The sequence below is a fragment of the Streptococcus salivarius genome, assembly GCF_002094975.1.
Taxonomy (GTDB): Bacteria; Bacillota; Bacilli; order Lactobacillales; family Streptococcaceae; genus Streptococcus; species Streptococcus salivarius_D.
Window position 1 is genome coordinate 895,547 of the sequence record NZ_CP015283.1, and the last position, 25,438, is coordinate 920,984.

26 protein-coding genes are annotated in these 25,438 nt (G+C 39.8%); 22 read left to right on the forward strand and 4 right to left on the reverse strand.

What is annotated here, in order from left to right:
• Positions 1 to 2: 2 nt before the first annotated feature.
• Positions 3 to 662 carry a DUF1803 domain-containing protein gene (locus V471_RS04685; RefSeq protein ID WP_002886642.1) on the forward strand — a complete coding sequence of 220 codons (660 nt, stop codon included), beginning with the start codon at positions 3 to 5 and terminating at the stop codon, positions 660 to 662.
• A gap of 29 nt (positions 663 to 691) precedes the next feature.
• On the opposite strand, the gene ntdP is transcribed toward V471_RS04685, so the two are convergent.
• Both ntdP and recX read right to left on the reverse strand, forming a co-directional pair.
• Positions 692 to 1,225 carry a nucleoside tri-diphosphate phosphatase gene (ntdP, locus tag V471_RS04690; RefSeq protein WP_002886644.1) on the reverse strand — a complete coding sequence of 178 codons (534 nt, stop codon included), beginning with the start codon at positions 1,223 to 1,225 and terminating at the stop codon, positions 692 to 694.
• A gap of 70 nt (positions 1,226 to 1,295) precedes the next feature.
• The gene (gene recX, locus V471_RS04695; RefSeq protein ID WP_002886645.1) at positions 1,296 to 2,072 is read right to left on the reverse strand and encodes a recombination regulator RecX; all 777 of its coding nucleotides are present in this window, start codon (positions 2,070 to 2,072) and stop codon (positions 1,296 to 1,298) included.
• Between the two features lie 34 nt (positions 2,073 to 2,106).
• Between recX and rlmD the strand changes: the two genes are divergently transcribed.
• A complete protein-coding gene (gene rlmD, locus V471_RS04700) occupies positions 2,107 to 3,462 on the forward strand; it encodes a 23S rRNA (uracil(1939)-C(5))-methyltransferase RlmD (RefSeq protein WP_084871142.1) in 1,356 nt (451 codons plus the stop codon).
• Between the two features lie 109 nt (positions 3,463 to 3,571).
• On the forward strand, positions 3,572 to 4,564 hold the full coding sequence (asnA, locus tag V471_RS04705; protein ID WP_014633569.1) for an aspartate--ammonia ligase: 993 nt from the start codon (positions 3,572 to 3,574) through the stop codon (positions 4,562 to 4,564).
• A gap of 152 nt (positions 4,565 to 4,716) precedes the next feature.
• On the opposite strand, the gene V471_RS04710 is transcribed toward asnA, so the two are convergent.
• Complete coding sequence (locus V471_RS04710; RefSeq protein ID WP_002890033.1) at positions 4,717 to 6,075, reverse strand: aspartate kinase; 1,359 nt, start codon at positions 6,073 to 6,075, stop codon at positions 4,717 to 4,719.
• Between the two features lie 129 nt (positions 6,076 to 6,204).
• Between V471_RS04710 and V471_RS04715 the strand changes: the two genes are divergently transcribed.
• The 14 genes from V471_RS04715 to V471_RS04780 all read left to right on the forward strand — a co-directional run bounded on the left by V471_RS04715 (position 6,205) and on the right by V471_RS04780 (position 17,739).
• Complete coding sequence (locus V471_RS04715; protein ID WP_084871143.1) at positions 6,205 to 6,843, forward strand: HAD family hydrolase; 639 nt, start codon at positions 6,205 to 6,207, stop codon at positions 6,841 to 6,843.
• Between the two features lie 211 nt (positions 6,844 to 7,054).
• Positions 7,055 to 7,846 (forward strand): enoyl-CoA hydratase, encoded by a 792-nt coding sequence (locus V471_RS04720; protein ID WP_084871144.1) that lies wholly within the window; start codon positions 7,055 to 7,057, stop codon positions 7,844 to 7,846.
• Between the two features lie 104 nt (positions 7,847 to 7,950).
• Positions 7,951 to 8,385 (forward strand): fatty acid biosynthesis transcriptional regulator FabT, encoded by a 435-nt coding sequence (gene fabT, locus V471_RS04725; RefSeq protein ID WP_002885562.1) that lies wholly within the window; start codon positions 7,951 to 7,953, stop codon positions 8,383 to 8,385.
• A complete protein-coding gene (locus V471_RS04730; protein ID WP_037612035.1) occupies positions 8,385 to 9,347 on the forward strand; it encodes a beta-ketoacyl-ACP synthase III in 963 nt (320 codons plus the stop codon). The genes fabT and V471_RS04730 overlap by 1 nt, the downstream gene beginning before the upstream one ends.
• Before the next feature lie 63 nt (positions 9,348 to 9,410).
• Positions 9,411 to 9,635 (forward strand): acyl carrier protein, encoded by a 225-nt coding sequence (locus V471_RS04735; RefSeq protein WP_002885495.1) that lies wholly within the window; start codon positions 9,411 to 9,413, stop codon positions 9,633 to 9,635.
• Between the two features lie 106 nt (positions 9,636 to 9,741).
• The gene (fabK, locus tag V471_RS04740) at positions 9,742 to 10,707 is read left to right on the forward strand and encodes an enoyl-[acyl-carrier-protein] reductase FabK (RefSeq protein WP_084871145.1); all 966 of its coding nucleotides are present in this window, start codon (positions 9,742 to 9,744) and stop codon (positions 10,705 to 10,707) included.
• Between the two features lie 22 nt (positions 10,708 to 10,729).
• A complete protein-coding gene (gene fabD / locus V471_RS04745) occupies positions 10,730 to 11,650 on the forward strand; it encodes an ACP S-malonyltransferase (RefSeq protein ID WP_084871146.1) in 921 nt (306 codons plus the stop codon).
• A gap of 12 nt (positions 11,651 to 11,662) precedes the next feature.
• Positions 11,663 to 12,397 (forward strand): 3-oxoacyl-[acyl-carrier-protein] reductase, encoded by a 735-nt coding sequence (fabG, locus tag V471_RS04750; protein WP_002885572.1) that lies wholly within the window; start codon positions 11,663 to 11,665, stop codon positions 12,395 to 12,397.
• Between the two features lie 61 nt (positions 12,398 to 12,458).
• A complete protein-coding gene (gene fabF / locus V471_RS04755; RefSeq protein WP_084871147.1) occupies positions 12,459 to 13,691 on the forward strand; it encodes a beta-ketoacyl-ACP synthase II in 1,233 nt (410 codons plus the stop codon).
• A 3-nt stretch (positions 13,692 to 13,694) separates the two neighbouring features.
• Complete coding sequence (gene accB / locus V471_RS04760) at positions 13,695 to 14,189, forward strand: acetyl-CoA carboxylase biotin carboxyl carrier protein (RefSeq protein ID WP_002886657.1); 495 nt, start codon at positions 13,695 to 13,697, stop codon at positions 14,187 to 14,189.
• Positions 14,186 to 14,611 (forward strand): 3-hydroxyacyl-ACP dehydratase FabZ, encoded by a 426-nt coding sequence (fabZ, locus tag V471_RS04765; RefSeq protein ID WP_002885470.1) that lies wholly within the window; start codon positions 14,186 to 14,188, stop codon positions 14,609 to 14,611. The genes accB and fabZ overlap by 4 nt, the downstream gene beginning before the upstream one ends.
• 118 nt (positions 14,612 to 14,729) lie before the next feature.
• Entirely contained in the window at positions 14,730 to 16,100 is a 1,371-nt protein-coding gene (locus V471_RS04770) for an acetyl-CoA carboxylase biotin carboxylase subunit (protein WP_002885488.1), read from the forward strand.
• Positions 16,101 to 16,105: 5 nt separating this feature from the next.
• The gene (gene accD / locus V471_RS04775; RefSeq protein ID WP_084871148.1) at positions 16,106 to 16,972 is read left to right on the forward strand and encodes an acetyl-CoA carboxylase, carboxyltransferase subunit beta; all 867 of its coding nucleotides are present in this window, start codon (positions 16,106 to 16,108) and stop codon (positions 16,970 to 16,972) included.
• Positions 16,969 to 17,739 carry an acetyl-CoA carboxylase carboxyl transferase subunit alpha gene (locus V471_RS04780; RefSeq protein WP_084871149.1) on the forward strand — a complete coding sequence of 257 codons (771 nt, stop codon included), beginning with the start codon at positions 16,969 to 16,971 and terminating at the stop codon, positions 17,737 to 17,739. Before accD ends, V471_RS04780 begins: the two co-directional genes overlap by 4 nt.
• Before the next feature lie 29 nt (positions 17,740 to 17,768).
• Here the strand turns inward: V471_RS04780 and V471_RS04785 are convergent, their stop codons facing one another.
• Entirely contained in the window at positions 17,769 to 18,251 is a 483-nt protein-coding gene (locus V471_RS04785) for an S-ribosylhomocysteine lyase (RefSeq protein WP_002885585.1), read from the reverse strand.
• Between the two features lie 143 nt (positions 18,252 to 18,394).
• Here V471_RS04785 and V471_RS04790 point away from each other — a divergent pair, with 143 nt between their 5' ends.
• From V471_RS04790 to gorA, 5 genes are all read left to right on the forward strand, one after another.
• A complete protein-coding gene (locus V471_RS04790) occupies positions 18,395 to 20,002 on the forward strand; it encodes a ribonuclease Y (RefSeq protein ID WP_084871150.1) in 1,608 nt (535 codons plus the stop codon).
• 212 nt (positions 20,003 to 20,214) lie between these two features.
• On the forward strand, positions 20,215 to 20,961 hold the full coding sequence (locus V471_RS04795) for a DeoR/GlpR family DNA-binding transcription regulator (protein WP_045769284.1): 747 nt from the start codon (positions 20,215 to 20,217) through the stop codon (positions 20,959 to 20,961).
• Positions 20,958 to 21,869: a 1-phosphofructokinase gene (pfkB, locus tag V471_RS04800; RefSeq protein ID WP_084871151.1), complete on the forward strand. Its 912-nt coding sequence runs from the start codon at positions 20,958 to 20,960 to the stop codon at positions 21,867 to 21,869. The genes V471_RS04795 and pfkB overlap by 4 nt, the downstream gene beginning before the upstream one ends.
• Positions 21,866 to 23,842 carry a PTS fructose transporter subunit IIABC gene (locus V471_RS04805; protein WP_002885474.1) on the forward strand — a complete coding sequence of 659 codons (1,977 nt, stop codon included), beginning with the start codon at positions 21,866 to 21,868 and terminating at the stop codon, positions 23,840 to 23,842. The genes pfkB and V471_RS04805 overlap by 4 nt, the downstream gene beginning before the upstream one ends.
• A gap of 148 nt (positions 23,843 to 23,990) precedes the next feature.
• Positions 23,991 to 25,343, forward strand: a complete 1,353-nt coding sequence (gene gorA / locus V471_RS04810; RefSeq protein ID WP_084871152.1) for a glutathione-disulfide reductase — start codon at positions 23,991 to 23,993, stop codon at positions 25,341 to 25,343.
• The last annotated feature ends 95 nt before the right edge of the window (positions 25,344 to 25,438 follow it).

Genomic DNA, 25,438 nt, shown 5'->3' on the forward strand with positions numbered 1-25,438 from the left:
TTATGATAATACAATTTAACCCAACTAAACTATGTAAGCAACCTTTTTTTATGAAAATAGTGAATTATCTATATCTTAATCAGCCTGTGACCCTGAGAGCAATAAAAAGGCAGTTTCCTTTTCAAAAGAATATCGATAAATTAATTGAGGAGTTTGTAAAAGCAGGCTATATTGAACGATTCGAGAAACGTTATCGTTTATTAATTAGTCTTGTGTCAGATTCTTCTAAAATTGATTTAGAACAGCATTTTTTTATTGATGATGATTCTACTTGTTATTTTGAACTATTAAATCGTAGATTTGTTACTGAGATAAGTAATTCTACTAATGAAGTTGTTATTGTTGAACAAACGAGTATAACGAGAGACGATCTTACGATTTCAAATTATTTCTATAAATTAAGTGAAAATCTACCATTATCGGAAGAGCAGAATAGATTATATGACATATTAGGGGATGTTAATCCTGAATATTTTTTGAAACATGTTACGACTTTTCTTTTAAAATACGTTAGGAAGGAATATGCACTTCAAAAAAGGAGGAATATTTTTGTTGATGCTTTAGAATTATTAGGGTACCTTGTTCAAGTAGAAGAAGGGCGTTATCTTTTGAATATGGATTTAGATTCCGAAGCATTAGTTTTTAGTGCAAAAAAAGACTAGTTTTATTACTAGTCTTTTTTATGACAACTTTAACGATTCCTTAGTTCAAGATAACGTTTGTACCAGATGTTAACATAAGATTGTGAAAATGGCCCCTTACCATTGTTAATCCAATCTACCAAGATTTTAACATGTTCCTTTAAGATATAGTCAATATCAGGAGAGTAATGCATTTCTTTTTTATGTGTTTCATACTCATCTACATCTAGCAATTTTTTTTCACCATCAGCGAAGACTTTGACATCTAGGTCATAGTCTATATATTTTAGTGCTTCTTGGTCCAAAATATATGGACTAGCTAAATTGCAGTAGTAGGAAATGCCGTTATCCCTAATCATGGCTATAATATTAAACCAGTATTTTTTGTGGAAATAAACAATAGCAGGTTCACGTGTTACCCATCGTCTTCCGTCTGCTTCAGTAACGAGGGTGTGGTCGTTAACGCCAATAACAGCATTCTCAGTTGTCTTTAGTACCATAGTATCGCGCCAAGTACGGTGCAAACTACCATCATGCTTATAACTTTGAATTGTGATAAAGTCGCCTTCTTTTGGTAATTTCATGGCGTCCTCTTTCTACAATAAGGGTTATCCTCTTTATTGTATCATAATTTTGTGAAAAGAGGGGGAATACCTATAAATATTCTCTTAGAGCGGATGCTATCGCATCAAAGTCATAACCTTTTCGGGCTAAAGATTGTGTCAAGCGTTGTTTAAGCTCATAACCATCGTATTTTTTACTAAATTTTTGATATTGCTTATCAATTTCTTTATAAAGGAGGGCTTGTTCATTTTCTTCATCTGCTTCAAGTTCTAGATAATCGATTGCTAGTTTACTTTCTTGGAATGAAAAACCTTTATTGATAAGGCTTTGAGTTAATTTGTCTTTTAGGGCTTTAGATGGTAGTTTTCCCTGATATTTTCGTAACAGTTTTGAAGCTACTCTAATGGCTATTTCTGAGAAATCAAATTGGCTTAAAACATCGTCAATGATTTGTTTGTTACAACCTTTTTGAAGCCATTTTTGCTTCAGCACATAGGCCCCTTTATCACCTGAATTCAGATTTTGTTGAGCTAGACTCTCTAGGAGTTTGTAATCATCAATCCAATGATCTTTTTTTAGATTATCAATAATTTTGGGAATTATATGAGGGTTTATTTCATGTTTAAAAAGGTAATCTTTTACTTCTTTCTCACTACGTTGTTTAAATGAAATAAAATAGAGAGCTAAGTTTTTACCATGCGAGAACTGAGCAAAGGATTTAATATCCTCTAGTTGATCTTTGTCCAGTATCATTTCTTTAGTCAACATGTATTTAACGATGGTATCTTCTGTAACGTAGAGACTCTCTTTTTTGTCTATCTCAAGGAGATAAAGTCTCTTTTTCTTTTCGATTTTTGTGATTTTCATAGTTATTATTATATCAAAATGTTAGAATGGTAGTATGAATTTACAAGTGAAACAGCGTATCCCGCTTAAGATAAAACGCATGGGAATCAATGGCGAAGGCATTGGTTTTTATAAGAAAACTCTAGTTTTTGTACCAGGGGCTTTGAAGGGTGAAGAGGTGTTCTGTCAGATTGTTTCTGTTAAGAGAAACTTTGTTCAGGCGAAATTATTAAAGATCAATAAACCTTCTAAGTTTCGTGTCGAACCTGCATGTAGTATTTATGAAGATTGTGGTGGTTGCCAGTTAATGCATCTTCGTTATGATAAGCAATTAGAGTTTAAAACTGACTTGTTAGGACAAGCCTTGAAGAAGTTTAAACCGGCTAATTTTGAGTCATATGACATTCGTCCAACAATAGGGATGGAGCAACCACAACATTACCGAGCTAAACTACAATTTCAAACCCGTTCTTTTGGTGGCTCAGTTAAATCTGGCTTATTTGCGGAAGGGAGTCATCGCCTCATTAATATTGATGATTGCCTAGTTCAGGATGAGCTAACTCAAGCCATTATGAATAAGGTGACAAATTTGTTAGATAAATACAAGTTACCAATTTATAATGAGCGCAAAATTGCTGGAATTCGGACAGTTATGATACGACGTGCTTTGGGTTCAAATCAGGTTCAGTTGATTTTTGTAACCTCTAAATCAGTTTCTTTCACAAAATTAGTTAAGGAATTGACGGAAAGTTTTCCAGAGATTGTAACTATTGCTGTCAATTATAATTATTCGAAATCTAGCGAGATTTATGGTCAAGAGACGGAAATTCTTTGGGGGCAAGACGCTATTCAAGAAGAGGTACTGGACTATAACTTTGCTCTCTCTCCTCGTGCATTTTACCAGTTGAATCCTCAACAAACAGAGGTACTCTATGGTCAGGCCGTCGAAGCTTTGGATGTAGGTAAGGCTGAACACCTTATTGATGCTTATTGTGGGGTTGGTACTATTGGACTTGCTTTTGCAAATAAGGTAAAGAGTATTCGAGGTATGGATATCATTCCAGAGGCTATTGAGGATGCTAGAAAGAATGCTAAATCACTTGGGTTGGAGAATGCTCACTATGAGGTGGGTAAGGCTGAGGATATTATTCCTCGTTGGTACAAGGAAGGCTATCGAGCAGATGCTCTTATTGTGGATCCACCTAGAACTGGTTTAGATGATAAGCTACTTAAAACGATACTGGCCTACACTCCTGAAAAAATGGTTTATGTTTCATGTAATGTATCTACTTTGGCTAGAGACCTAGTTTCTTTGGCTAAAGTTTATGATGTTAATTATATTCAGTCAGTAGACATGTTTCCTCATACAGCTCGAACAGAAGCAGTTGTGAAGCTGACTAAGAAAATGTGATAAAACCTAACATAAAAAACAAGAAATTTTCCAAATTGTTGGAAAATTTCTTTATTTTTCTGAAAAATAGGAGTATAATAGGCTTATCGATTTTTTAAAGGAGGAGCGTATGAAAAAGAGCTTCATTCATCAACAAGAGGAAATTTCTTTTGTGAAGAATACTTTTACACAGTATTTGATTGATAAACTTGACGTCGTTGAAGTGCAAGGGCCTATTTTGAGTAAGGTCGGGGATGGTATGCAGGATAATTTGAGCGGTATTGAAAATCCTGTAACTGTTAATGTGCTTCAGATTCCTGACGCAACATACGAAGTTGTTCACTCATTAGCAAAATGGAAACGCCATACTTTGGCTCGTTTTGGTTTCAATGAAGGTGAAGGGCTCGTGGTTAATATGAAGGCTCTTCGTCCAGATGAAGATTCATTGGATGCAACGCACTCTGTTTACGTTGACCAATGGGACTGGGAAAAAGTTATTCCTGACGGACATCGTAATATCGCTTACTTGAAAGAAACTGTTGAAACCATTTATAAGGTTATTCGTTTGACTGAGCTAGCAGTTGAAGCACGTTACGATATTGAAGCTATTTTACCTAAGAAAATTACCTTCATCCATTCAGAAGAACTTGTTGAGAAGTACCCTGATTTGACACCAAAAGAGCGTGAAGATGCTATTACTAAGGAATATGGTGCTGTATTCTTGATTGGTATCGGTGGTGTTCTTCCTGATGGAAAACCACATGATGGTCGTGCACCTGACTATGATGACTGGACAACTGAGTCTGAGAATGGTTACCATGGTTTGAATGGGGATATCTTGGTTTGGAATGAACAATTAGGACATGCCTTTGAATTGTCATCAATGGGTATTCGTGTTGATGAAGATGCCCTTAAACGTCAGGTTGAAATTACTGGCGACCAAGATCGTTTGAAATTGGATTGGCACCAAGCCTTGTTACATGGCCTTTTCCCACTAACAATTGGTGGAGGTATTGGTCAGTCACGTATGGCTATGTTCTTGCTTCGTAAGAAACATATTGGTGAGGTTCAAACTTCAGTTTGGCCAGATGCCGTTCGTGAAAGTTACGAAAATATCTTGTAAAAAAAAGCACTAACGAAAGTTAGTGTTTTTTGGTTAGTAATTGCTGTGTATAATTGATCAATGAATTTGCTATTGGTGTAGATATGATGAGAGCTGGCTTCGTTTTTCTCATAAAGAAAAAACCTATCCCTTGAAGGAGATAGGTTTTTAGATTAATCGCCACTACGGAAAAAAGCATCGTAAAGAGCTCTGACAGCTGCTTTTTCTTGCTCGGTTTCAATTACAAACATAACAGAAACCTCACTAGAACCTTGAGAAATCATTTCTAGGTTAATATGTTTTTCAGAGAGCGCTTTAGCCGCTGTCGCTGTAACACCGATGTGGTCTTTCATGTTTTCGCCAACAATCATGAGGATTGAAAGGCCATGTTCAATTTCAACTTCATCAACACCGAGTTCACGAGTCAAGTATGAAAGAATTTCTTGTTCTTTGATTGGGGTAAGTTCACGTTCTCGAATAATGATTGAGAGATCATCGATTCCAGAAGGCATGTGTTCCCAACGGATGTTTAAATCTTCCAAAATTTGGAGGACCTTACGTCCAAAACCAACTTCACGGTTCATGAGGTATTTGGTCATATTGATGCTGACGAATTTATCATCACTCGCGATACCAACGACAGGAACAGTTGCACCCTTGTGTTCAAGAATAATGCGTGTGCCTGGATGGTCTGGATTATTAGTGTTTTTAATAACCAACGGAATTTTACCACGATAGGCAGGCAGTAGAGCCTCATCATGAAGAACCGAGAATCCAGCATAAGCCAATTCACGCATTTCTTTATAAGTTAACTCAGGAATAGAATGTGGTTCATGAACGACACCAGGATGGGCTGCGAAAATACCATCTACATCTGTGAAGTTTTCATATAAGTCTGCCTTAACTCCAGCTGCAACGATAGAACCTGTGATATCAGAGCCTCCACGTGAGAAAGTACAAATTTGATTATCAGGGGTAACACCAAAGAAACCAGGGATAACAAGAACCTCATCTGATTCACGAAGCTCTTCCAATTTGTCATAAGCTCCTGGAAGGATACGAGCATTTCCAGGTTCGCTTGAGACAAAAATACCAGCTTGGCGAGGGTGAACGTAACGTGCTTCAATACCATTATTACGGAAATATTCAGCGATTAATTTTGCGTTATTATCTTCCCCTGCAGCTAGGAAAGTATCATAAAGGAAATCATTATCTTCAATCGGAAGAGTGGCAAGATCGTTGATAGATTTAGCAATCTTTGCCATTTCTGTTGATTTGAAGCCTAGCTCATCTACCATAGCTTGGTAGCGGTTAATAATCCATTCTTGGTCAGCTTTGACATCAGCACCTTTTGTGTAGTGTTTATAGTATTTAATCAAGGCGTCTGTGACTTTGGTATCTTCATCGTTACGTTTACCTGGGGCAGAGACAACGACAAAGCGACGTTCAGGGTCAGATTTTACAATGTTTAAGACTTTTTCTAACTGTGTGGCTGAAGCAAGTGAGCTTCCACCGAATTTGATGACTTTCATAGTTACTCCAAAAATTTTAAATTACTCTACAATTATAGCAAAATTCTGACAATTTGTCACATTGTTTTTAAAAGCGAGTAAGATTTAGTCTGATTATGGTACAATAAGGAAAGAAAAGGAGGATATCCCGTGGTAGAGGCAATTATTTTTGATATGGATGGTGTCCTTTTTGACACTGAAAAATATTATTATGATCGACGTGCAAGTTTCTTAGCTCAAAAGGGAATTTCAATCGACCATTTACCCCCGTCTTTCTTTATAGGTGGAAATACCAAGCAAGTTTGGGAAAATATTCTCAGAGATGACTATGATAACTGGGATGTGCCAACTTTACAAGAAGAGTATAATGCCTATAAACAAGACAACCCCTTACCCTACAAAGAATTAATCTTTCCTGATGTTTTGAAAGTCTTGAATGAAGTGAAATCTCGAGGGCTGAAAATAGGTTTGGCTTCTAGCTCAGTGAAGGCAGATATCCTTAGAGCTTTGGAGGAAAATCATTTGGATGGTTTCTTTGATGTGGTTCTTTCAGGAGAAGAATTTAAAGAGAGTAAACCCAATCCAGAGATTTATCTGACAGCATTGAAGCATTTGAATGTGGAAGCAAATCAGGCTTTGATTATCGAAGATAGCGAAAAGGGGATTGCTGCTGGAGTCGCTGCAGGTGTTGAGGTTTGGGCCATTAAAGATAATCGTTTTGGCATGGATCAAGGTGCAGCCAAAGGCTTGTTGGATAACCTTGTAGGTGTTTTAGATTTATTAAAATAGAAGTGACACCGAGTTGTAGAACTCGGTGTTTTGATGTATCAAATTAAAAAACTCTAAGTTTCTGTTGACCTTTAGATGGACTATGGTATACTAGAAAATAACGATGAATGATTTGATAATCAAATTATCTATTCATCAAATAAAATTGTGATAAAAATATAAAGAACATACGGTTTTCATATAGGAACTAGTTATCGGAGGAATGCAAAAAATGGCTTACGAAACAATTCTTTATAGTGTTGAAGATGGAGTAGCAACTTTAACACTTAATCGTCCAGAAGTGCAAAATGGGTTTAATATTCCAGTTTGTGATGAGATTATGGCTGCAATTGAGGAAGCTAAACAAGATGCGTCAGTAAAATTCTTGGTAATCAATGCTAATGGGAAAGTCTTTTCTGTTGGTGGTGACCTTGATCAAATGCAAAAAGCGGTTGCTGTAGATGATGTACAGTCTTTGGTTCGTATTGCTGAGCAGGTAAATGAAATTTCTTTTGCTCTTAAAAAATTGCCTAAGCCAGTCATCATGGTAGTTGATGGCCCATGTGCAGGTGCTGCGGCTAACTTAGCTGTTGCAGCTGACTTTACGATTGCATCTGATAAAGCTAAATTCATCCAAGCTTTTGTAGGTGTTGGTTTGGCACCTGACGCTGGAGGTCTCTACCTTTTGACACGTTCAATCGGTATTAACCGTGCGACTCAAATTACCATGACAGGAGAACCAGTATCAGCTGAAAAAGCCTTGGCCTGGGGAATTGCCTACAAAGTTGTTGAGTCAGAAAAACTTGAAAAAACTGTGAGTCAATTGATTAAAAAATTGAACCGTTCTTCAGTGAATTCCTTTAAAGCCATTAAAGAAATGGTTTGGGAATCTGAATTTGCAGGATGGGAAAATTACGCTAAGTTGGAACTTGATTTGCAAAAATCTCTTGCCTTCACTGAGGACTTCAAAGAAGGGGTACGTGCTTATAGTGAGCGTCGTCGACCTAAATTCCAAGGGAAATAACCACATTTTCTAAAAGAAAAACTAAAGTTTTTTAATCGGGCTTGCGAATTTAGTTTGAGTCTGATATAATTTGAAAGTCAAAGTTTTATTGAAAGGAGTCTGGTGTGAATTACGACAAAATTGATGGCTATCTTGTTGATATTTTTAATAACGTAGTTATTATCGAAGAAGCAAGTTTAAAGAATTCAAAATTTAACGATGTTTCCCTCAAGGAAATGCATACCATTGATGTGATCGGTACACATCCAGATACGACACCAAGTGCAGTAGCTAAAGAACTCATGTTAACTCTTGGTACTGTAACAACTTCTCTCAATAAACTTGAAAAGAAAGGTTATATTGTCCGTACGCGTTCATCAGTTGACCGTCGTGTGGTCCATCTATCGCTTTCTAAAAAGGGTCGTTTGGTATATCGTCTTCACCGTCGTTTTCATAAATCAATGGTGATGAGGATTACAGAAGGCTTTAACGACGAGGAATTGAAGGTTATGAGCAAGGGATTGGAAAATCTCCACGCCTTTCTTGAGGAGTTGAAATAATGGCATTTGCAAAAATTAGTCAGGTTGCCCATTATGCACCTGCTCAGGTCGTGACTAATGATGACCTATCAAAAATCATGGATACTAGCGACGAGTGGATTCGCTCACGCACAGGTATTCAGGAACGTCGCATCTCATTGAATGAGAACACGAGTGATTTAGCTACCAATGTTGCCCATCAGCTATTAGAAAAATCAGGATTATCGCCTGAGGAGCTAGACTTTGTTTTAGTTGCAACGATTTCTCCGGATAGCTCTATGCCGTCAGTAGCGGCTCGAGTTCAAGGAGCGATCGGTGCAGTCAATGCTTTTGCTTTTGATATTACTGCAGCATGTAGTGGTTTCGTCTTTGCCTTGGCAACAGCAGAAAAATTGATTAAGTCAGGTGTCTACAAAAAAGGTCTAGTTATTGGTGCTGAAGTCCTTTCTAAAACTTTAGACTGGTCTGACCGTACAACAGCTGTCCTCTTTGGAGATGGTGCTGGTGGAGTTCTCTTGGAAGAAACTGAAGAAGAACATTTCTTCGGAGAATCTTTGAATACCGATGGTAGCAAGGGCGGTCTTGAGTCAGGAGCCTCTGCAGTTATCTCGCCTTATTCAGATGAGTCTGATCAGCCTAATCCCTATATGCAAATGGATGGGAAAGCGATCTTTGATTTTGCCGTTAAGACAGTTTCAAAGAGCATTAAGGCCTTGGTTGAAGAAAAAGGTGAACCTGATTACTTCCTTCTTCACCAAGCTAATATTCGTATTTTGGATATTATGGCTAAGAAAATCGATGTCAGTCGTGATAAATTCTTGGCAAACATGATGTCTTATGGTAATACCAGTGCGGCAAGTATCCCAATTTTGCTTTCTGAAAACGTGGCAAATGGGACCTTAAAATTAGACAGCGGTCAAACAATTCTTTTATCAGGTTTTGGTGGGGGTTTGACATGGGGCAGTCTTATTGTTAAAATCTAGTTATATAAATTATGCACCAGCATAGATTATAAGAAATATATTTATCTTAAAGGAGAAATTAAAATGGCAGTATTTGAAAAAGTACAAGAAATCATCGTTGAAGAACTTGGGAAAGATGCAGAAGAAGTAAAAGTAGAAACTACTTTTGACGAACTTGACGCTGACTCACTTGACGTGTTCCAAGTTATCTCAGAAATCGAAGATGAATTCGATATCCAAATCGAAACTGAAGAAGGTCTTAACACTGTTGGTGACCTTGTTGCTTACGTAGAAGAAAAAACTAAATAAGCAGGGCATAGAGAATATTCTTATTGGGGATATTCTCCTTTGTTTATACAATTACTTTGATTATTAAACTATTTATTTGATTAGAAAATCGAAAAAAAGGTGAAAAATGAAATCTCGTATTACAGAACTGTTAGGAATTAAATATCCAATCTTCCAAGGTGGTATGGCCTGGGTTGCTGTTGGCGACTTGGCTGGAGCCGTTTCAAGTGCTGGTGGACTCGGAATTATTGGTGGTGGTAATGCCCCTAAAGAAGTGGTAAAAGCTAATATTGATAGAGTAAAACAAATCACTGACAAACCATTCGGTGTTAATATCATGCTTTTGTCACCATTTGCAGATGACATCGTCGACCTCGTTATTGAAGAAGGCGTTAAGGTTGTTACAACAGGTGCCGGAAACCCAGGTAAATATATGGAGCGTTTCCACGAAGCTGGAATTACAGTAATCCCAGTTATTCCATCGGTAGCACTTGCTAAACGTATGGAAAAACTTGGAGCGGATGCTGTTGTCGCAGAAGGTATGGAAGCTGGTGGTCACATCGGTAAATTGACAACTATGGCTCTTGTTCGCCAGGTTGCGGATGCGGTATCTATCCCAGTTATTGGTGCTGGTGGTGTTGCTGATGGACGTGGTATGGCTGCTGTTCTTATGCTTGGAGCAGAAGCTGTTCAGGTTGGTACGCGTTTCGCTGTTGCTAAGGAATCTAATGCACACCAAAACTTCAAAGATAAGATTTTGAAGGCTAAAGATATTGATACTGTTATTTCAGCCTCAGTTGTTGGACACCCAGTTCGTGCGATTAAGAATAAATTGGCTACAGAATATAACCAAGCTGAAAAAGATTTCTTGGCTGGTAAAAAGACTCAAGAGGAAATTGAAGAGCTTGGTGCGGGTGCCCTTCGTAACGCTGTTGTTGATGGAGATGTGGAATATGGTTCAGTTATGGCTGGACAAATTGCAGGTCTTGTTCGTAAAGAAGAAACATGTGCAGAAATCTTGGAAGACCTTTACACTGGTGCTGCCAAGGTGATTAAAGAAGAAGCTGCTCGTTGGGCAGATGTAAACGTCTAAAAACGTCGAAAGGATTAGGATAGTGACAAAACGTGCGTTCTTATTTGCTGGTCAAGGGGCTCAGAAATTGGGCATGGCGAGCGATTTGTATGCGACTTATCCCGTTGTCAAAGAGACATTTGATACGGCTAGTCGTATTCTAGGTTATGATTTGCGTGAATTGATTGATTCTAACGAAGAAAAACTTAATCAGACACGCTATACTCAACCAGCTATTTTGACAACGTCAGTAGCCATTTATCGCCTTTTGGCAGAAAATGGTATCACTCCTGATATTGTTGCCGGTCTCTCTTTGGGTGAATATTCTGCCCTAGTTGCGGCTGGAGCACTCTCATTTGAGGATGTGGTAGCCTTGGTTGCTAAACGTGGAGAATTCATGGAAACAGCGGCTCCTGCTGGAAGTGGGAAAATGGTTGCAGTCATGAATACAGATCCAAGTTTGATTGAAGAAATCTGTCAAAAAGCATCTGAAAAGGGTGTAGTAACGCCTGCTAACTATAATACTCCTGCACAAATTGTTATTGGTGGTGAAGTTGAGGCTGTTGATTATGCTGTGGAATTGCTAAAAGAAGCTGGTGCTAAACGTCTGATTCCTCTTAATGTTTCAGGGCCGTTCCATACAGCTTTACTTGAATCAGCTAGTCAAAAATTGGCAGCAGAACTTGAGAAAGTGTCATTCAATGACTTTACGCTTCCTTTAGTAGGTAATACTGAGGCTCAAATCATGAAGTCAGAAGACGTCAAAGCACTTTTGGCTCGTCAGGTGATGGAACCTGTACGTTTTTATGATTCGATTGCCACTATCCAAGAATTTGGTGTAGATGAAGTGATTGAGATTGGTCCAGGAAAAGTCTTGTCAGGTTTCTTGAAGAAAATTGATAAAACCCTACCAACTCAAAATGTTGAAGATCAAGCTAGTCTTGATGCCCTTCTTAATGCTTAAAACGAGGTAAACATGGAACTTAAGAATAAAAATGTTTTTGTAACAGGTTCAACACGTGGAATTGGATTAGCTGTGGCACACAAATTTGCTAGTCTTGGTGCCAACGTTGTCCTAAATGGACGTTCTGAGATTTCTGAGGACTTGCTTGCACAGTTTGCAGATTATGGTGTAACTGTTGTTGGTATCTCAGGTGATATTTCTAATGGCGAAGATGCTAAACGTATGGTTGCTGAAGCTATTGAAAAGCTTGGTAGTGTTGACGTGCTAGTTAATAATGCTGGTATCACTAACGATAAGTTGATGTTGAAGATGACTGAAGAAGATTTTGAACGTGTCTTGAAAATCAACTTGACTGGTGCCTTCAATATGACACAAGCTGTCTTGAAACCAATGTCTAAGGCGCGTCAAGGTGCCATCATCAATATGTCATCTGTTGTAGGTCTCATGGGGAATATTGGTCAAGCTAACTATGCGGCTTCAAAAGCTGGTTTGATTGGCTTCACTAAATCAGTAGCGCGTGAAGTTGCAGCCCGTGGTGTCCGTGTCAATGCTATCGCTCCTGGTTTCATTGAATCAGATATGACTGACGCTATTCCAGAGAAAATGAAAGATGCTATGATTGCTCAAGTACCAATGAAACGTATTGGTCAAGCAGAAGAAGTGGCTGAAGTTGCAGCATTCTTGGCTAGTCAAGAATATCTCACAGGTCAAACCATCGCTATTGATGGTGGTATGACCATGCAATAATTGATTTTCAATATCAAAAAATCATTTATAAGAATATCCATCCGACAAAAGGAGAATATATATGTCTACAAATCGTGTTGTTGTTACAGGTTACGGCGTAACCTCACCAATCGGTAATACACCAGAAGAATTTTGGAACAGTCTTCATGACGGTAAAATCGGTATTAAACCAATTACTAAGTTCGATGCTTCTGAAATTCCTGTCTTTAACGCTGGTGAAATCCAAGATTTCCCGTTCGATAAATACTTTGTGAAAAAAGATACTAACCGTATGGACACTTACTCACTTTATGCGATTTATGCTGCTATGGAAGCTCTTGAAAATTCAGGACTTAACATGGAAGAAGAAGATCGTGATCGTGTAGGTGTTATCGTGTCATCTGGTATCGGTGGTCTCCAAGAACTTGAAGATCAAATCATCCGTATGCACGAACGTGGTATGAAACGTATCAAACCAATGTTTATCCCTAAAGCACTCTCAAACATGGGTGCTGGTAACATTGCTCTTAAAATTGGTGCTCAAGGGGTGTGTAAATCAGTGACGACTGCTTGTGCGTCTGCCAATGATGCAATCGGTGAGGCCTTCCGTGAAATTAAATTCGGTTTGCATGATGTTGTCTTGGCTGGTGGTGCTGAAGCTTCAATCACTAAGATTGGTATCGGTGGTTTTAATGCTCTTACAGCACTTTCAACAACAGAGGATCCAGAGCGTTCATCAATTCCATTTGATAAAGACCGTAATGGTTTTGTTATGGGTGAAGGTGCAGGGGTTCTCGTTATCGAAAGCTTGGAACATGCTCAAAAACGTGGTGCTAACATCTTGGCTGAGATTGTTGGTTACGGATCAAACTGTGATGCCTACCACATGACAACACCAACTCCAGACGGTTCTGGTGCTGCTAAAGCAATTAAATTGGCTATCAATGAAGCTGGTATCAAACCTGAAGATGTTGATTATGTTAATGCTCATGGGACATCAACACCTGCCAATGAAAAAGGTGAAAGTGGTGCCATTGTTTCTGTACTTGGTAAAGATGTTCCAGTTTCATCTACTAAATCATTTACGGGTCACTTGCTAGGTGCTGCTGGTGCGGTTGAGGCTATTGCAACAATCGAAGCTATTCGTCATAGCTATTTACCGAAAACTGCTGGTACAAAAGAATTGTCTGACTACATCGAAGCTAATGTTGTTTATGGTGAAGGTCAAGAAGCTGATATTGAGTACGCAATTTCAAATACTTTCGGTTTTGGTGGACACAATGCTGTTCTTGCCTTTAAACGTTGGGAGGCTTAATTCATGAATATTTCTGAAATCAAAGATTTGTTGGCTCAATTTGATGCATCAACTTTGCGTGAATTTTCATACAAAAACAATGGTGAAGAATTGAACTTGAGCAAAAATCAAACAAGTTCAGTAACAGCTGCCCCAGTAGCTCCTACAGTTGAAGTAGTTGCGCCAGCTCCTCAGGCTCCGGTTGCCCCAGTAGTAGCACCTGCTGCTGTTGAAACTCCAGCAACACCAGTTGAAGAAGCTTCTGCACCAGCTCAAGCTGCTGAAGGAGAAGTGGTTGAAAGTCCACTTGTCGGTGTGGCTTACTTGTCTCCATCACCAGAAAAACCAGCCTTTGTTTCTGTTGGTGACACTGTTAAGAAAGGTCAAACTCTTCTTATCGTTGAAGCGATGAAGGTTATGAACGAAGTACCAGCACCTAAAGATGGTGTTATTACTGAAATCTTGGTAGCGAATGAAGAAGTTGTTGACTACGGAAAAGGATTGGTACGCATCAAATGACAATTGATATTAATGCTATTCGTGAAGCTTTACCACACCGTTATCCAATGCTTTTGGTTGACCGTGTGCTAGAAGTTTCAGAAGACGAAATCACAGCTATTAAAAATGTAACGATCAATGAACCTTTCTTTAATGGACATTTTCCTCAATACCCAGTTATGCCTGGTGTTCTTATCATGGAAGCTCTTGCGCAAACAGCTGGTGTTCTTGAATTGTCTAAACCTGAAAACAAAGGCAAATTAGTCTTTTACGCAGGTATGGATAAGGTTAAATTTAAAAAACAAGTGGTTCCTGGTGACCAACTTGTTATGACAGCTAAGTTTGTTAAACGTCGTGGAACAATTGCTGTTGTTGAAGCTAAGGCTGAAGTCGATGGGAAACTTGCTGCATCAGGTACTTTGACTTTTGCTATTGGAAGCTAATGTTTTGTGAAAATCCTTCTGGCGACAGTCGGAAAGGATTTTTCTTTAGACATTGGTCTATCACATAGAAAGGAAATCAACACAGACTATCGAAAAATGTCTGATGTTATCTTGTTTTATGTTTAAAAAATTATTGATTGCCAATCGTGGTGAAATTGCAGTGCGTATTATCCGTGCAGCGCGTGAATTGGGTATCCAAACGGTTGCTATTTATTCTGAAGCAGATAAGGATTCTCTCCATACTATGCTTGCTGATGAAGCTATTTGTATCGGGCCTGCAAAATCAACGGATTCTTATTTGAATATGAATCGTGTCCTATCAGCTGCTATTGTGACTGAGGCTCAAGCTATTCACCCAGGGTTTGGTTTCTTGAGTGAAAACTCTAAATTTGCCACTCTCTGTGAAGAAATGAACATCAAGTTTATTGGTCCTTCAGGCGAAGTCATGGACAAGATGGGTGACAAAATCAATGCCCGTGCTGAAATGATTAAGGCTAATGTCCCTGTAATTCCTGGTTCAGATGGTGAAGTCTTTACAGCTGAGGAGGCTTTGGAAGTTGCCAACCGTCTTGGTTACCCAGTGATGCTTAAGGCTTCTGCCGGTGGTGGCGGTAAGGGGATTCGTAAGGTTAACACTGAAGAAGAGTTAGCTCCAGCTTTCGAATCTGCGTCACAAGAAGCTAAAGCAGCCTTTGGTAATGGGGCGATGTATATTGAAAAAGTTATTTACCCAGCTCGTCATATCGAGGTTCAAATTTTGGGAGATAGCTACGGTAACATTGTTCACCTTGGTGAGCGTGATTGTTCTCTTCAACGTAATAACCAAAAGGTCTTGGAAGAATCACCTTCAGTTGCTATTGGTAAGACACTTCGTCACGAAATTGGTTCTGCGGCTGTCCGTGCCGCTAAGGCTGTTAATTATGAAAATGCGGGTACTATCGAGTTCCTTCTTGATGAAAAAACAGGTCAGTTCTACTTCATGGAAATGAATACCCGTGTTCAGGTTGAGCACCCAGTTACAGAATTTGTAAGTGGTGTGGATATTGTTAAAGAACAAATCCGTATTGCCGCAGGTGAAAAACTCTCTGTGACCCAAGATGATATTGAAATCAAGGGACATGCTATTGAGTGTCGTATCAATGCAGAAAATCCTAAGTTCAACTTTGCACCTAGTCCAGGGAAAATTAGCAATCTCTACCTACCTAGTGGTGGTGTTGGTCTCCGTGTAGACAGTGCAGTTTATCCTGGCTATACTATTCCACCTTATTATGATTCAATGATTGCCAAAATCATTGTTCATGGAGAAAATCGATTTGAGGCACTCATGAAGATGCAACGCGCTCTTTACGAGCTCGAAATCGATGGTGTTGTGACTAATGCTGACTTCCAGTTGGATTTGATTTCAGATCGTAGCGTTATCGCTGGGGATTATGATACTTCCTTCTTGATGGAGACCTTCCTACCAGATTATCAGAATCGTGAGGAATAAAGTTTATGGGATTATTTGATCGAAAAGAAAAGTATATCCGTATCAATCCTAACCGTTCTGTCCGTAATGGGGTTGATCACCAAGTGCCAGAAGTTCCAGATGAACTTTTTGCCAAATGTCCTGGTTGTAAACAAGCTATTTATCAAAAGGACTTGGGACAAGCTAAAATCTGTCCAAATTGTTCTTATACCTTCCGTATTTCCGCTAAAGAACGTCTCGATTTAACGGTTGATGAGGGCTCTTTCCATGAACTTTTTACAGGAATTGAAACCAAAAATCCATTGAATTTCCCAGGTTATATGGAGAAATTAGCAGCAACCAAGGAAAAAACAGGTCTTGATGAAGCTGTTGTAACTGGTGTTGCAACAATCAAGGGGCAAAAAACAGCCTTGGCCATTATGGATTCTAACTTTATCATGGCTTCAATGGGAACTGTTGTTGGTGAGAAAATCACCAAACTCTTTGAACATGCGATTGAGGAAAAACTTCCAGTTGTTATTTTTACAGCATCTGGTGGTGCCCGTATGCAAGAAGGAATCATGAGTTTGATGCAGATGGCCAAGATTTCAGCCGCTGTAAAACGTCATTCTAATGCTGGCTTGTTGTATTTGACTGTATTGACAGATCCAACAACTGGTGGGGTTACAGCAAGTTTCGCCATGGAAGGTGATATCATCTTAGCTGAGCCACAAACCTTGATTGGTTTTGCAGGTCGTCGTGTTATTGAAAACACAGTTCGCGAAACTTTGCCAGATGATTTCCAAAAGGCTGAGTTCCTTCAAGAACATGGTTTTGTTGATGCCATTGTTAAACGTACAGAGTTGGCTGATACCATTGCCACACTCTTATCATTCCATGGAGGTGTTCAATGAGCGACGTAGCACGTATTTTAAAAGAAGCGCGTGACCAAGGCCGTTTAACTGCTTTGGACTTTGCCCAAGGAATCTTCGATGACTTTATCGAACTTCATGGTGACCGTAATTTCCGTGACGATGGTGCCATTATTGGTGGTATTGGTCGTTTAAATGGCCAAGCGGTTACTGTAGTGGGTATCCAAAAAGGTAGAAACCTACAAGATAACCTCAGCCGTAACTTTGGGCAACCTCATCCAGAGGGCTATCGTAAGGCTCTTCGCCTCATGAAACAGGCTGAAAAGTTTGGTCGTCCAGTTGTTACCTTTATCAATACTGCAGGTGCTTATCCTGGTGTTGGAGCAGAGGAACGTGGACAAGGAGAGGCAATTGCGCGTAACCTTATGGAAATGAGCGACCTTAAGGTTCCAATTATCGCCATCATCATTGGTGAAGGTGGTTCGGGAGGAGCTCTTGCCTTGGCAGTAGCTGATAAGGTTTGGATGCTTGAAAATACCATCTACTCTATCTTAAGTCCGGAAGGGTTTGCGACTATTCTCTGGAAAGATGGCTCACGTTCAGAAGAGGCAGCAGAGTTGATGAAGATTACATCAGGCGAGTTGCTTAATATGGGAATCGTTGATAAAGTGATCCCAGAACGTGGTTACTTTACAAGTGAAATTATAGAAGCAATTAAGACAGCAATCGTAGATGAGTTGGCAGAATTAAGCCAATTATCAACAGAGAACTTGCTTGAAGCGCGTTATCAACGTTTTAGAAAATACTAAAAAAACATTGGGATATATCCCAATGTTTTTTAAACGGTATGACGTTCGAAGGCTTGGTCTGAGATACCTTGTTCGAGGATAAGTTTAGCCCATTCCTTAGCTGAATGAAGACTGTGATCCTTGTAGTTACCACAAGATTCAATGGTAGTTCCTGGAACATCTTCCCATGTAATCTCGTTAGCAATAGCTTCAAGACTAGATTTGATAACTTTAGCAATTTCTGTAGGATCTTGTTTACCCCACATAATCATATGGAAACCTGTACGGCAACCAAATGGTGAGCAATCAATAAGTCCATCGATACGTTGACGGATCAGTTTAGCGAGTAGGTGTTCGATAGTGTGAAGACCACCTGTGTCAATACTATTTTCATTAGGTTGAATCAAACGGATATCAAAGTTTGTAATGATATCTCCTTTAGGTCCAACTTCCTCAGAAATAAGACGCACATAAGGTGCTTTTACAATGGTGTGATCAAGTTCAAAACTTTCAACAGTAACGTCTTTTGGCATGGTAATACCTCCCTATTCTAATAGAGTTATGATACCATAAAATCAGTTTAAAGTTCTAGTATATATTTGAGAAATCGCTATAAATATGATACACTAGAAGACGGTTTTCTTTAGGGAAACCTTAGAAAAGTTGAGGTAAAGACATGATAAACATGATAATTTTAGTTGTCTTTGCACTCATTGGTTTAGTCGTTGGATATTTAGCAATTTCTATTAAACTTAGCAAAGCTAAGGAACAAGCAGAAACTACCTTGCTAAAGGCAGAACAAGACGCTGTGAACCTTCGCAGTCAGGCGGAACATGATGCAGATCATCTGCGTGTGACTGCTGAACGCGAAAGTAAGGCTCAACGTAAAGAGTTCTTGTTAGAAGCAAAAGAGGAAGCTAGAAAATATCGAGAAGATATTGAAAAAGAATTCAAATCTGAACGTCAAGAGCTTAAACAGATGGAAAATCGTTTGACAGAACGTGCCACTAGCCTTGATCGTAAGGATGAAAATCTATCAAGTAAAGAACTTGCCCTCGAGAAGAAAGAGCAGAGTCTTGCTGACAAATCTAAACATCTTAATGAGCGTGAAGAGAATGTGACTCAGTTGGAGGCTGAGAAGCAGGCTGAACTTGAACGTGTTGGTCAAATGACCATTGCAGAAGCGCGTGAGGTAATCTTAACGGATACTGAGAATAATCTGACTCATGAGATTGCAACACGTATCAAAGATGCAGAAGCACAGGTTAAAGATACTGTTGATAAGACGGCCAAAAATGTGTTGGCGCAAGCTATGCAACGCTTGGCTGGAGATTATGTTACTGAACAAACAGTAACTACTGTTCACCTTCCAGATGACAATATGAAAGGTCGTATCATTGGACGTGAGGGGCGTAACATCCGTACGCTTGAAAGTCTAACAGGTATTGACGTTATTATTGACGATACTCCAGAAGTGGTTGTCCTTTCTGGTTTCGATCCCGTTCGTCGTGAAATTGCACGTATGACTCTCGAAGCCTTGATTAAGGATGGACGCATCCATCCAGCTCGTATTGAAGAGTTGGTTGAGAAGAGCCGTCAGGAAATGGATAACCGTATCCGTGAATATGGTGAAGAGGCAGCCTACGAAATTGGCGCTATGAATCTTCACCCTGATTTGATCAAGATTATGGGACGCTTGCAGTTCCGTACGTCGTATGGTCAAAACGTACTTCGTCACTCAGTTGAAGTTGGTAAACTAGCAGGTATCATGGCTGGTGAATTGGGTGAGAATGTTGCCCTCGCTCGTCGTGCTGGTTTCCTTCACGATATGGGGAAAGCCATTGACAAAGAAGTCGAAGGTAGTCACGTAGAGATTGGTGCTGAGTTTGCACGTAAGTACAAAGAACATCCAGTTGTGGTTAACGCTATTGCCAGCCACCATGGCGATGTAGAACCTGAGAGCGTCATTGCAGTTATTGTAGCTGCAGCAGATGCTTTGAGTTCGGCTCGTCCAGGGGCTCGTAATGAATCTGTTGAGAATTATGTCAAACGCCTTCGTGATTTGGAAGAAATTGCATCAAGCTTTGACGGTGTTCAAACAAGCTTCGCCCTTCAAGCTGGTCGTGAGATTCGTATTATGGTTCATCCAAACAAAATCTCAGATGATGAAGTTACGATCTTGTCTCACAAGGTACGTGAACAAATTGAGAAGAATTTGGATTACCCAGGAAATATTAAGGTTACAGTCATTCGTGAATTCCGTGCGGTTGACTATGCCAAATAAGATAAGAGGGCCGCAAGGCTTTTTTATTTTGCACTTGATACTGAAAGGTTGTATTCTTTTTGAAAATGTAAGAACTTTCTTATCAAATTGCGTCATTTTGGTAGATTAGTGTTTTGTAATGAAATATTTTGATTTTTTTTGACTGTTTTTAGTTGACAGTTATTAAAAATTGAGTATAATAGATTTTGTAAACGATTACAGAAGGAGAGATTATGCTAAAGTCTGAACGTAAGCAGATTATCTTGTCTCAGTTGAAACAAGATGGTTTTGTCACTTTGGAAAACCTAACTGTTTTGTTAAGTGATACTTCCGAGTCGACGATTCGTCGCGACTTGGACGAGTTAGCGGCAGATGGCCAACTTAAGCGTGTTCATGGTGGTGCTGAAAGCATTCATGGTCTAAAGGAAGAAATTGCCAATAGTCAAAAAGCTATTAGAAACGTTAAAGAAAAGGCTCAGTTAGCTGGTTATGCTGTCGATTTGATTAAGGAAGGTGATGTCGTCTTTCTTGAGGCTAGTACAACAAATGAACTTTTGATTCCACATTTGGCCAATCGTCAGGTAACGGTTGTGACTAATTCTATCCATCATGCGGTTAAGTTGGTAGATCTTGGTGTTAGCACTAGGATTGTTGGAGGAAAGGTTAAACATTCAACAGATGCCTCTATTGGAAGTACTGCTCAAGAGCAAATCAGACAACTGAATTTTGATTGTGCTTTCATTGGTGCTAATGGCGTTGATGCTAATTATTTCACCACACCAGACATGGAAGAGGCAGTTATTAAACGGACGGTTATAGCTAATGCGCAAAAAGCCTATGTTCTAGCTGATGCCTCTAAACTTGGTCAGATTACCTATGCTAAGGTAGCTGAGGTTGAAAAAGTAACCATAATTACAAATGCTTCGGAAGAAGAGCTCCTAAAAGAATTAAAAGAGAAAACGAGGGTTATTGAAGTATGATTTATACTGTAACGCTGAATCCATCAATCGACTTCATTGTTCGTATCGATAAAGTAGAGATTGGTGAAGTTAACCGTATGGAGAGTGATGATAAGTTCGCTGGCGGTAAGGGTATTAATGTTAGTCGTATTTTGCAACGCTTAGGTGTTGATAATACTGCAACGGGCTTCATCGGTGGTTTTACAGGACGTTTTGTGACAGATGGTTTGGATGCAGAGGGCATTAAAACCAAGTTTGTAGCAGTGGATCAAGACACACGTATTAATGTTAAAATCAAGGCTGACCAAGAAACTGAAATTAATGGTGCAGGACCTGTCATTAATGAGAATCAATTGGCTGAATTGGAAGCAGTTCTTTCAAGTGTAAGTGCCGATGATGTGGTTGTTTTTGCTGGATCAGCACCAAGCAATCTTGGAAATAAGGTCTATAACAAATTGATTCCACTAGTGCGTGAAACGGGTGCACAGGTTGTCTGTGACTTTGAAGGTCAAACCTTGCTTGATTCCTTGGCTTACCAACCACTCTTGGTTAAACCGAATAACCATGAGTTAGAAGCTATTTTCAATGTCAAACTTAATGGTTTGGCTGATGTTGAAAAATATGCGCGTGAAATCCTTGCTAAGGGTGCACAGAACGTTATCATCTCAATGGCAGGCGATGGAGCTCTGCTGGTCACACCAGAGACTGCTTACTTTGCTAAACCAATCAAGGGAACAGTTAAAAACTCTGTTGGTGCGGGTGACTCGATGGTTGCTGGTTTCACTGGTGAGTTTGTTAAATCGGGTGATCCGATTGAGGCTCTCAAGTGGGGGGTAGCGTGTGGAACATCTACAGCTTTCTCAGATGACTTAGCGACAATTGAATTTATTAAAGAAACATACAATAAAGTAGAGGTAGAAAAACTATGAAAATTCAGGATTTACTGAACAAAAAAGTAATGTTGCTTGACCTTCAAGCAACTACAAAAGAAGCTGCTATCGATGAAATGATTAACAGCTTGGTTGACAATGGTGTTGTGACTGACTTTGATGTTTTCAAAGCAGGTATTATGGCTCGTGAAGCACAAACATCAACTGGTTTGGGTGATGGAATTGCTATGCCACACAGCAAAAATGCTGCAGTAAAAGAAGCAACTGTACTTTTTGCTAAATCTAATAAAGGTGTAGATTACGAATCACTTGATGGTCAACCTACAGACCTCTTCTTTATGATTGCTGCTCCAGAAGGAGCAAATGACACTCACTTGGCAGCACTTGCTGAGTTGTCAAAATACCTTATGCAAGATGGTTTTGCAGATCGTTTGCGTAAGGTGACTTCTCCAGATGAAGTGATTGCTGCTTTCAATACGGGTGAAGAAGAAGCACAAGCTGAGGAAGCTAAGAAAGCACAAGCTGTTAAAGAAGCAGCTTCAAGCGATAAACCACTTATCGTAGCTGTAACAGCTTGTACAACTGGTATTGCTCACACTTACATGGCTGAAGAATCACTAATTAAAACAGGTGAAGAAATGGGTGTCAATGTTCGTGTTGAAACTAACGGTGCTTCAGGTGTCGGAACACCTTTGACTGCTGAAGAAATCAGTAAGGCTGTAGGTGTTATCGTAGCAGCAGACAAGGCAGTTGAAACAGCACGTTTCGATGGTAAAAAATTGCTTTCTAAACCAGTCGCTGCAGGTATTCGTCAACCTCAAGAATTAATCCAAAACATCTTGGATGGTAAGGCTGAAGTCTTTCATGCCGAAAATGCTGGAGCTGCTCAAGAATCAAGTGAGAAATTGAGCCTTGGTGGTGCCTTCTATAAACACTTGATGAGTGGGGTATCACAAATGCTTCCATTCGTTATCGGTGGTGGTATCATGATTGCGCTTGCCTTCTTGCTTGACCAAATCATGGGTGTTCCTAAAGATCAATTGTCACAACTTGGTTCTTACCATGAAATTGCTGCTCAATTCAAGGCAATTGGTGGCGCTGCCTTTGGCTTTATGCTTCCAGTACTTGCAGGTTACATTGCTTACTCTATCGCTGAAAAACCAGGTTTGGTATCAGGTTTCGTAGCTGGTGCTATTGCTTCAAGTGGTGCAGCCTTTGGTGGTGTTCCATTTGCTTCAGGTGGTAAAGCAACCCTTGCCCTTGCTGGCGTATCTTCTGGTTTCCTTGGAGCTCTTGTTGGTGGTTTCCTTGCAGGTGGTGTTATCCTTGTTCTTCGTAAACTCTTGGCAGGTATTCCACGTGCCCTTGAAGGAATCCGTTCTATCTTGCTCTTGCCACTTCTTGGTGTATTTGCTACTGGTTTCTTGATGTTAGCAGTAAATATCCCAATGGCAGCAATTAATACTGGTCTTAATAACTTCTTGTCAAGCTTGTCAGGAAGCTCAGCCGTACTACTTGGTCTCCTTGTTGGTGGTATGATGGCAGTGGATATGGGTGGACCAGTCAACAAAGCAGCTTATGTCTTTGGTACAGGTACTCTCGCAGCAACAGTAACTTCAGGTGGTTCAGTAGTTATGGCAGCAGTTATGGCGGCAGGTATGGTTCCTCCGTTGGCAGTATTTGTAGCAACACTTTTGTTTAAAGATAAATTTACTGAAGAAGAACGCAACTCTGGTTTGACAAACATTGTTATGGGACTTTCATTCATCACTGAAGGTGCGATCCCATTTGGTGCAGCTGATCCAGCACGCGCTATCCCAAGCTTTATCGTCGGTTCAGCTCTTACAGGTGCTCTTGTAGGTATGGCAGGAATCAAATTGATGGCACCACACGGAGGTATCTTCGTTATCGCCCTCACATCAAATGCTCTTCTCTACCTTCTCTTCATCTTGATTGGTGCTGTGGTATCAGGTATCCTCTTCGGATTCCTCCGCAAACCACTTGATAAATAAGATATGACAAAACAATCTCGTTGTGACGGGATTGTTTTTTTGTGTCGTAGCAGATTTTTGTCAGGGTACCTATTTTATGATAAAGTATAGGCAGAAATGGCTTAACTAGTAGCTAATACGCTGTATAAAGAAACATAAGAGGTAAAATATGGTAAAAAAATACGATTATATTGTCATTGGAGGCGGTTCTGGTGGTATTGCCAGTGCCAATCGTGCTGCCATGCATGGTGCTAAGGTGATTCTCTTTGAAGGAAAAGAGGTCGGTGGTACCTGTGTCAATGTAGGTTGTGTGCCTAAAAAGGTCATGTGGTATGGTGCTCAGGTTGCTGAAACCCTTCACCGTTATGCAGGTGAGTACGGTTTTGATGTGACGTTTAATAAGTTTGATTTTGCAACGCTTAAGGCCAATCGTCAGGCTTATATTGACCGTATCCATGGTTCTTATGAGCGTGGTTTTGATAACAATGGCGTTGAACGTGTATACGAGTATGCAAGATTTGTTGACCCTCATACGGTTGAAGTAGCGGGTGAGCGTTATACAGCACCCAATATCCTTATTGCGACTGGTGGTCACGCCCTTTATCCAAACATTCCAGGTAGTGAATATGGGATTACCTCCGATGGTTTCTTTGAGCTAGATGAGGTGCCAAAACGTACAGCTGTCATTGGTGCTGGCTACATCGCTGTTGAGGTTGCTGGTGTTCTCAACGCTCTTGGAAGTGACACACACCTCTTTGTGCGTAAAGATCGTCCATTGCGTACCTTTGATAAGGATATCGTTGATGTTTTAGTTGATGAAATGGCTAAATCTGGTCCAACCCTCCATACGCATGCTAATGCGACAGAGGTAGTGAAGAATGCAGATGATTCCTTAACCATTAGTTTTGATAATGGAGAGACGATTACAGTTGATTGCTTAATCTGGGCTATTGGACGCGCAGCCAACACTTCTGGTTTTGGTCTTGAAAAGACAGGTGTTAAATTGACTGAAAAAGGAACAATCTATTCGGATGAGTTTGAAAATACATCTGTTCCTGGAATCTATGCCCTTGGCGATGTGACTGGTAAACTTGATTTGACACCAGTTGCAGTCAAGGCTGGACGTCAATTGTCAGAGCGACTCTTCAACAATAAAGCTGATGCTAAGCTTGATTACACTGATGTAGCCACCGTGGTCTTTAGCCATCCAGTTATTGGTTCTGTTGGCTTGACTGAAGAAAAAGCAATCGCTAAGTATGGTGCAGAGAATATTAAGGTTTATAAATCTAGTTTCACACCAATGTATACGGCCCTTGGAGACAATCGTCAGCCTTCAACCATGAAATTAGTAACGCTTGGTGAGGATGAAAAAATCATCGGTCTTCACGGTATTGGCTATGGTGTTGATGAGATGATTCAAGGTTTCTCTGTGGCTATTAAGATGGGAGCAACTAAGGCTGATTTTGATAATACGGTTGCCATTCATCCAACAGGCTCAGAGGAATTTGTAACGATGCGATAGAAAAGTGAAGTCTGTTAACTGCGAGTTTCAGACTTTTCTTTGTGTCTGAATGGCTTCAATTGAAAGTAATCGCAAGGGATTCCCTTGCGAATTTC

Excerpts from the sequence above, each read along its gene's own strand:
- V471_RS04735 (WP_002885495.1), top strand. The coding sequence starts at position 9,411 with ATGGCAGTATTTGAAAAAGTACAAGAAATCATCGTTGAAGAACTTGGG.
- V471_RS04710 (WP_002890033.1), bottom strand. The coding sequence starts at position 6,075 with ATGAAAGTCATCAAATTCGGTGGAAGCTCACTTGCTTCAGCCACACAG.
- fabF (WP_084871147.1), top strand. The coding sequence starts at position 12,459 with ATGTCTACAAATCGTGTTGTTGTTACAGGTTACGGCGTAACCTCACCA.
- V471_RS04780 (WP_084871149.1), top strand. The coding sequence starts at position 16,969 with ATGAGCGACGTAGCACGTATTTTAAAAGAAGCGCGTGACCAAGGCCGT.
- pfkB (WP_084871151.1), top strand. The coding sequence starts at position 20,958 with ATGATTTATACTGTAACGCTGAATCCATCAATCGACTTCATTGTTCGT.
- fabG (WP_002885572.1), top strand. The coding sequence starts at position 11,663 with ATGGAACTTAAGAATAAAAATGTTTTTGTAACAGGTTCAACACGTGGA.
- fabK (WP_084871145.1), top strand. The coding sequence starts at position 9,742 with ATGAAATCTCGTATTACAGAACTGTTAGGAATTAAATATCCAATCTTC.
- accB (WP_002886657.1), top strand. The coding sequence starts at position 13,695 with ATGAATATTTCTGAAATCAAAGATTTGTTGGCTCAATTTGATGCATCA.
- V471_RS04805 (WP_002885474.1), top strand. The coding sequence starts at position 21,866 with ATGAAAATTCAGGATTTACTGAACAAAAAAGTAATGTTGCTTGACCTT.
- V471_RS04720 (WP_084871144.1), top strand. The coding sequence starts at position 7,055 with ATGGCTTACGAAACAATTCTTTATAGTGTTGAAGATGGAGTAGCAACT.
- gorA (WP_084871152.1), top strand. The coding sequence starts at position 23,991 with ATGGTAAAAAAATACGATTATATTGTCATTGGAGGCGGTTCTGGTGGT.
- V471_RS04785 (WP_002885585.1), bottom strand. The coding sequence starts at position 18,251 with ATGCCAAAAGACGTTACTGTTGAAAGTTTTGAACTTGATCACACCATT.
- asnA (WP_014633569.1), top strand. The coding sequence starts at position 3,572 with ATGAAAAAGAGCTTCATTCATCAACAAGAGGAAATTTCTTTTGTGAAG.
- V471_RS04790 (WP_084871150.1), top strand. The coding sequence starts at position 18,395 with ATGATAAACATGATAATTTTAGTTGTCTTTGCACTCATTGGTTTAGTC.
- accD (WP_084871148.1), top strand. The coding sequence starts at position 16,106 with ATGGGATTATTTGATCGAAAAGAAAAGTATATCCGTATCAATCCTAAC.
- V471_RS04730 (WP_037612035.1), top strand. The coding sequence starts at position 8,385 with ATGGCATTTGCAAAAATTAGTCAGGTTGCCCATTATGCACCTGCTCAG.
- ntdP (WP_002886644.1), bottom strand. The coding sequence starts at position 1,225 with ATGAAATTACCAAAAGAAGGCGACTTTATCACAATTCAAAGTTATAAG.
- fabZ (WP_002885470.1), top strand. The coding sequence starts at position 14,186 with ATGACAATTGATATTAATGCTATTCGTGAAGCTTTACCACACCGTTAT.
- rlmD (WP_084871142.1), top strand. The coding sequence starts at position 2,107 with ATGAATTTACAAGTGAAACAGCGTATCCCGCTTAAGATAAAACGCATG.
- V471_RS04795 (WP_045769284.1), top strand. The coding sequence starts at position 20,215 with ATGCTAAAGTCTGAACGTAAGCAGATTATCTTGTCTCAGTTGAAACAA.
- V471_RS04685 (WP_002886642.1), top strand. The coding sequence starts at position 3 with ATGATAATACAATTTAACCCAACTAAACTATGTAAGCAACCTTTTTTT.
- recX (WP_002886645.1), bottom strand. The coding sequence starts at position 2,072 with ATGAAAATCACAAAAATCGAAAAGAAAAAGAGACTTTATCTCCTTGAG.
- V471_RS04770 (WP_002885488.1), top strand. The coding sequence starts at position 14,730 with ATGTTTAAAAAATTATTGATTGCCAATCGTGGTGAAATTGCAGTGCGT.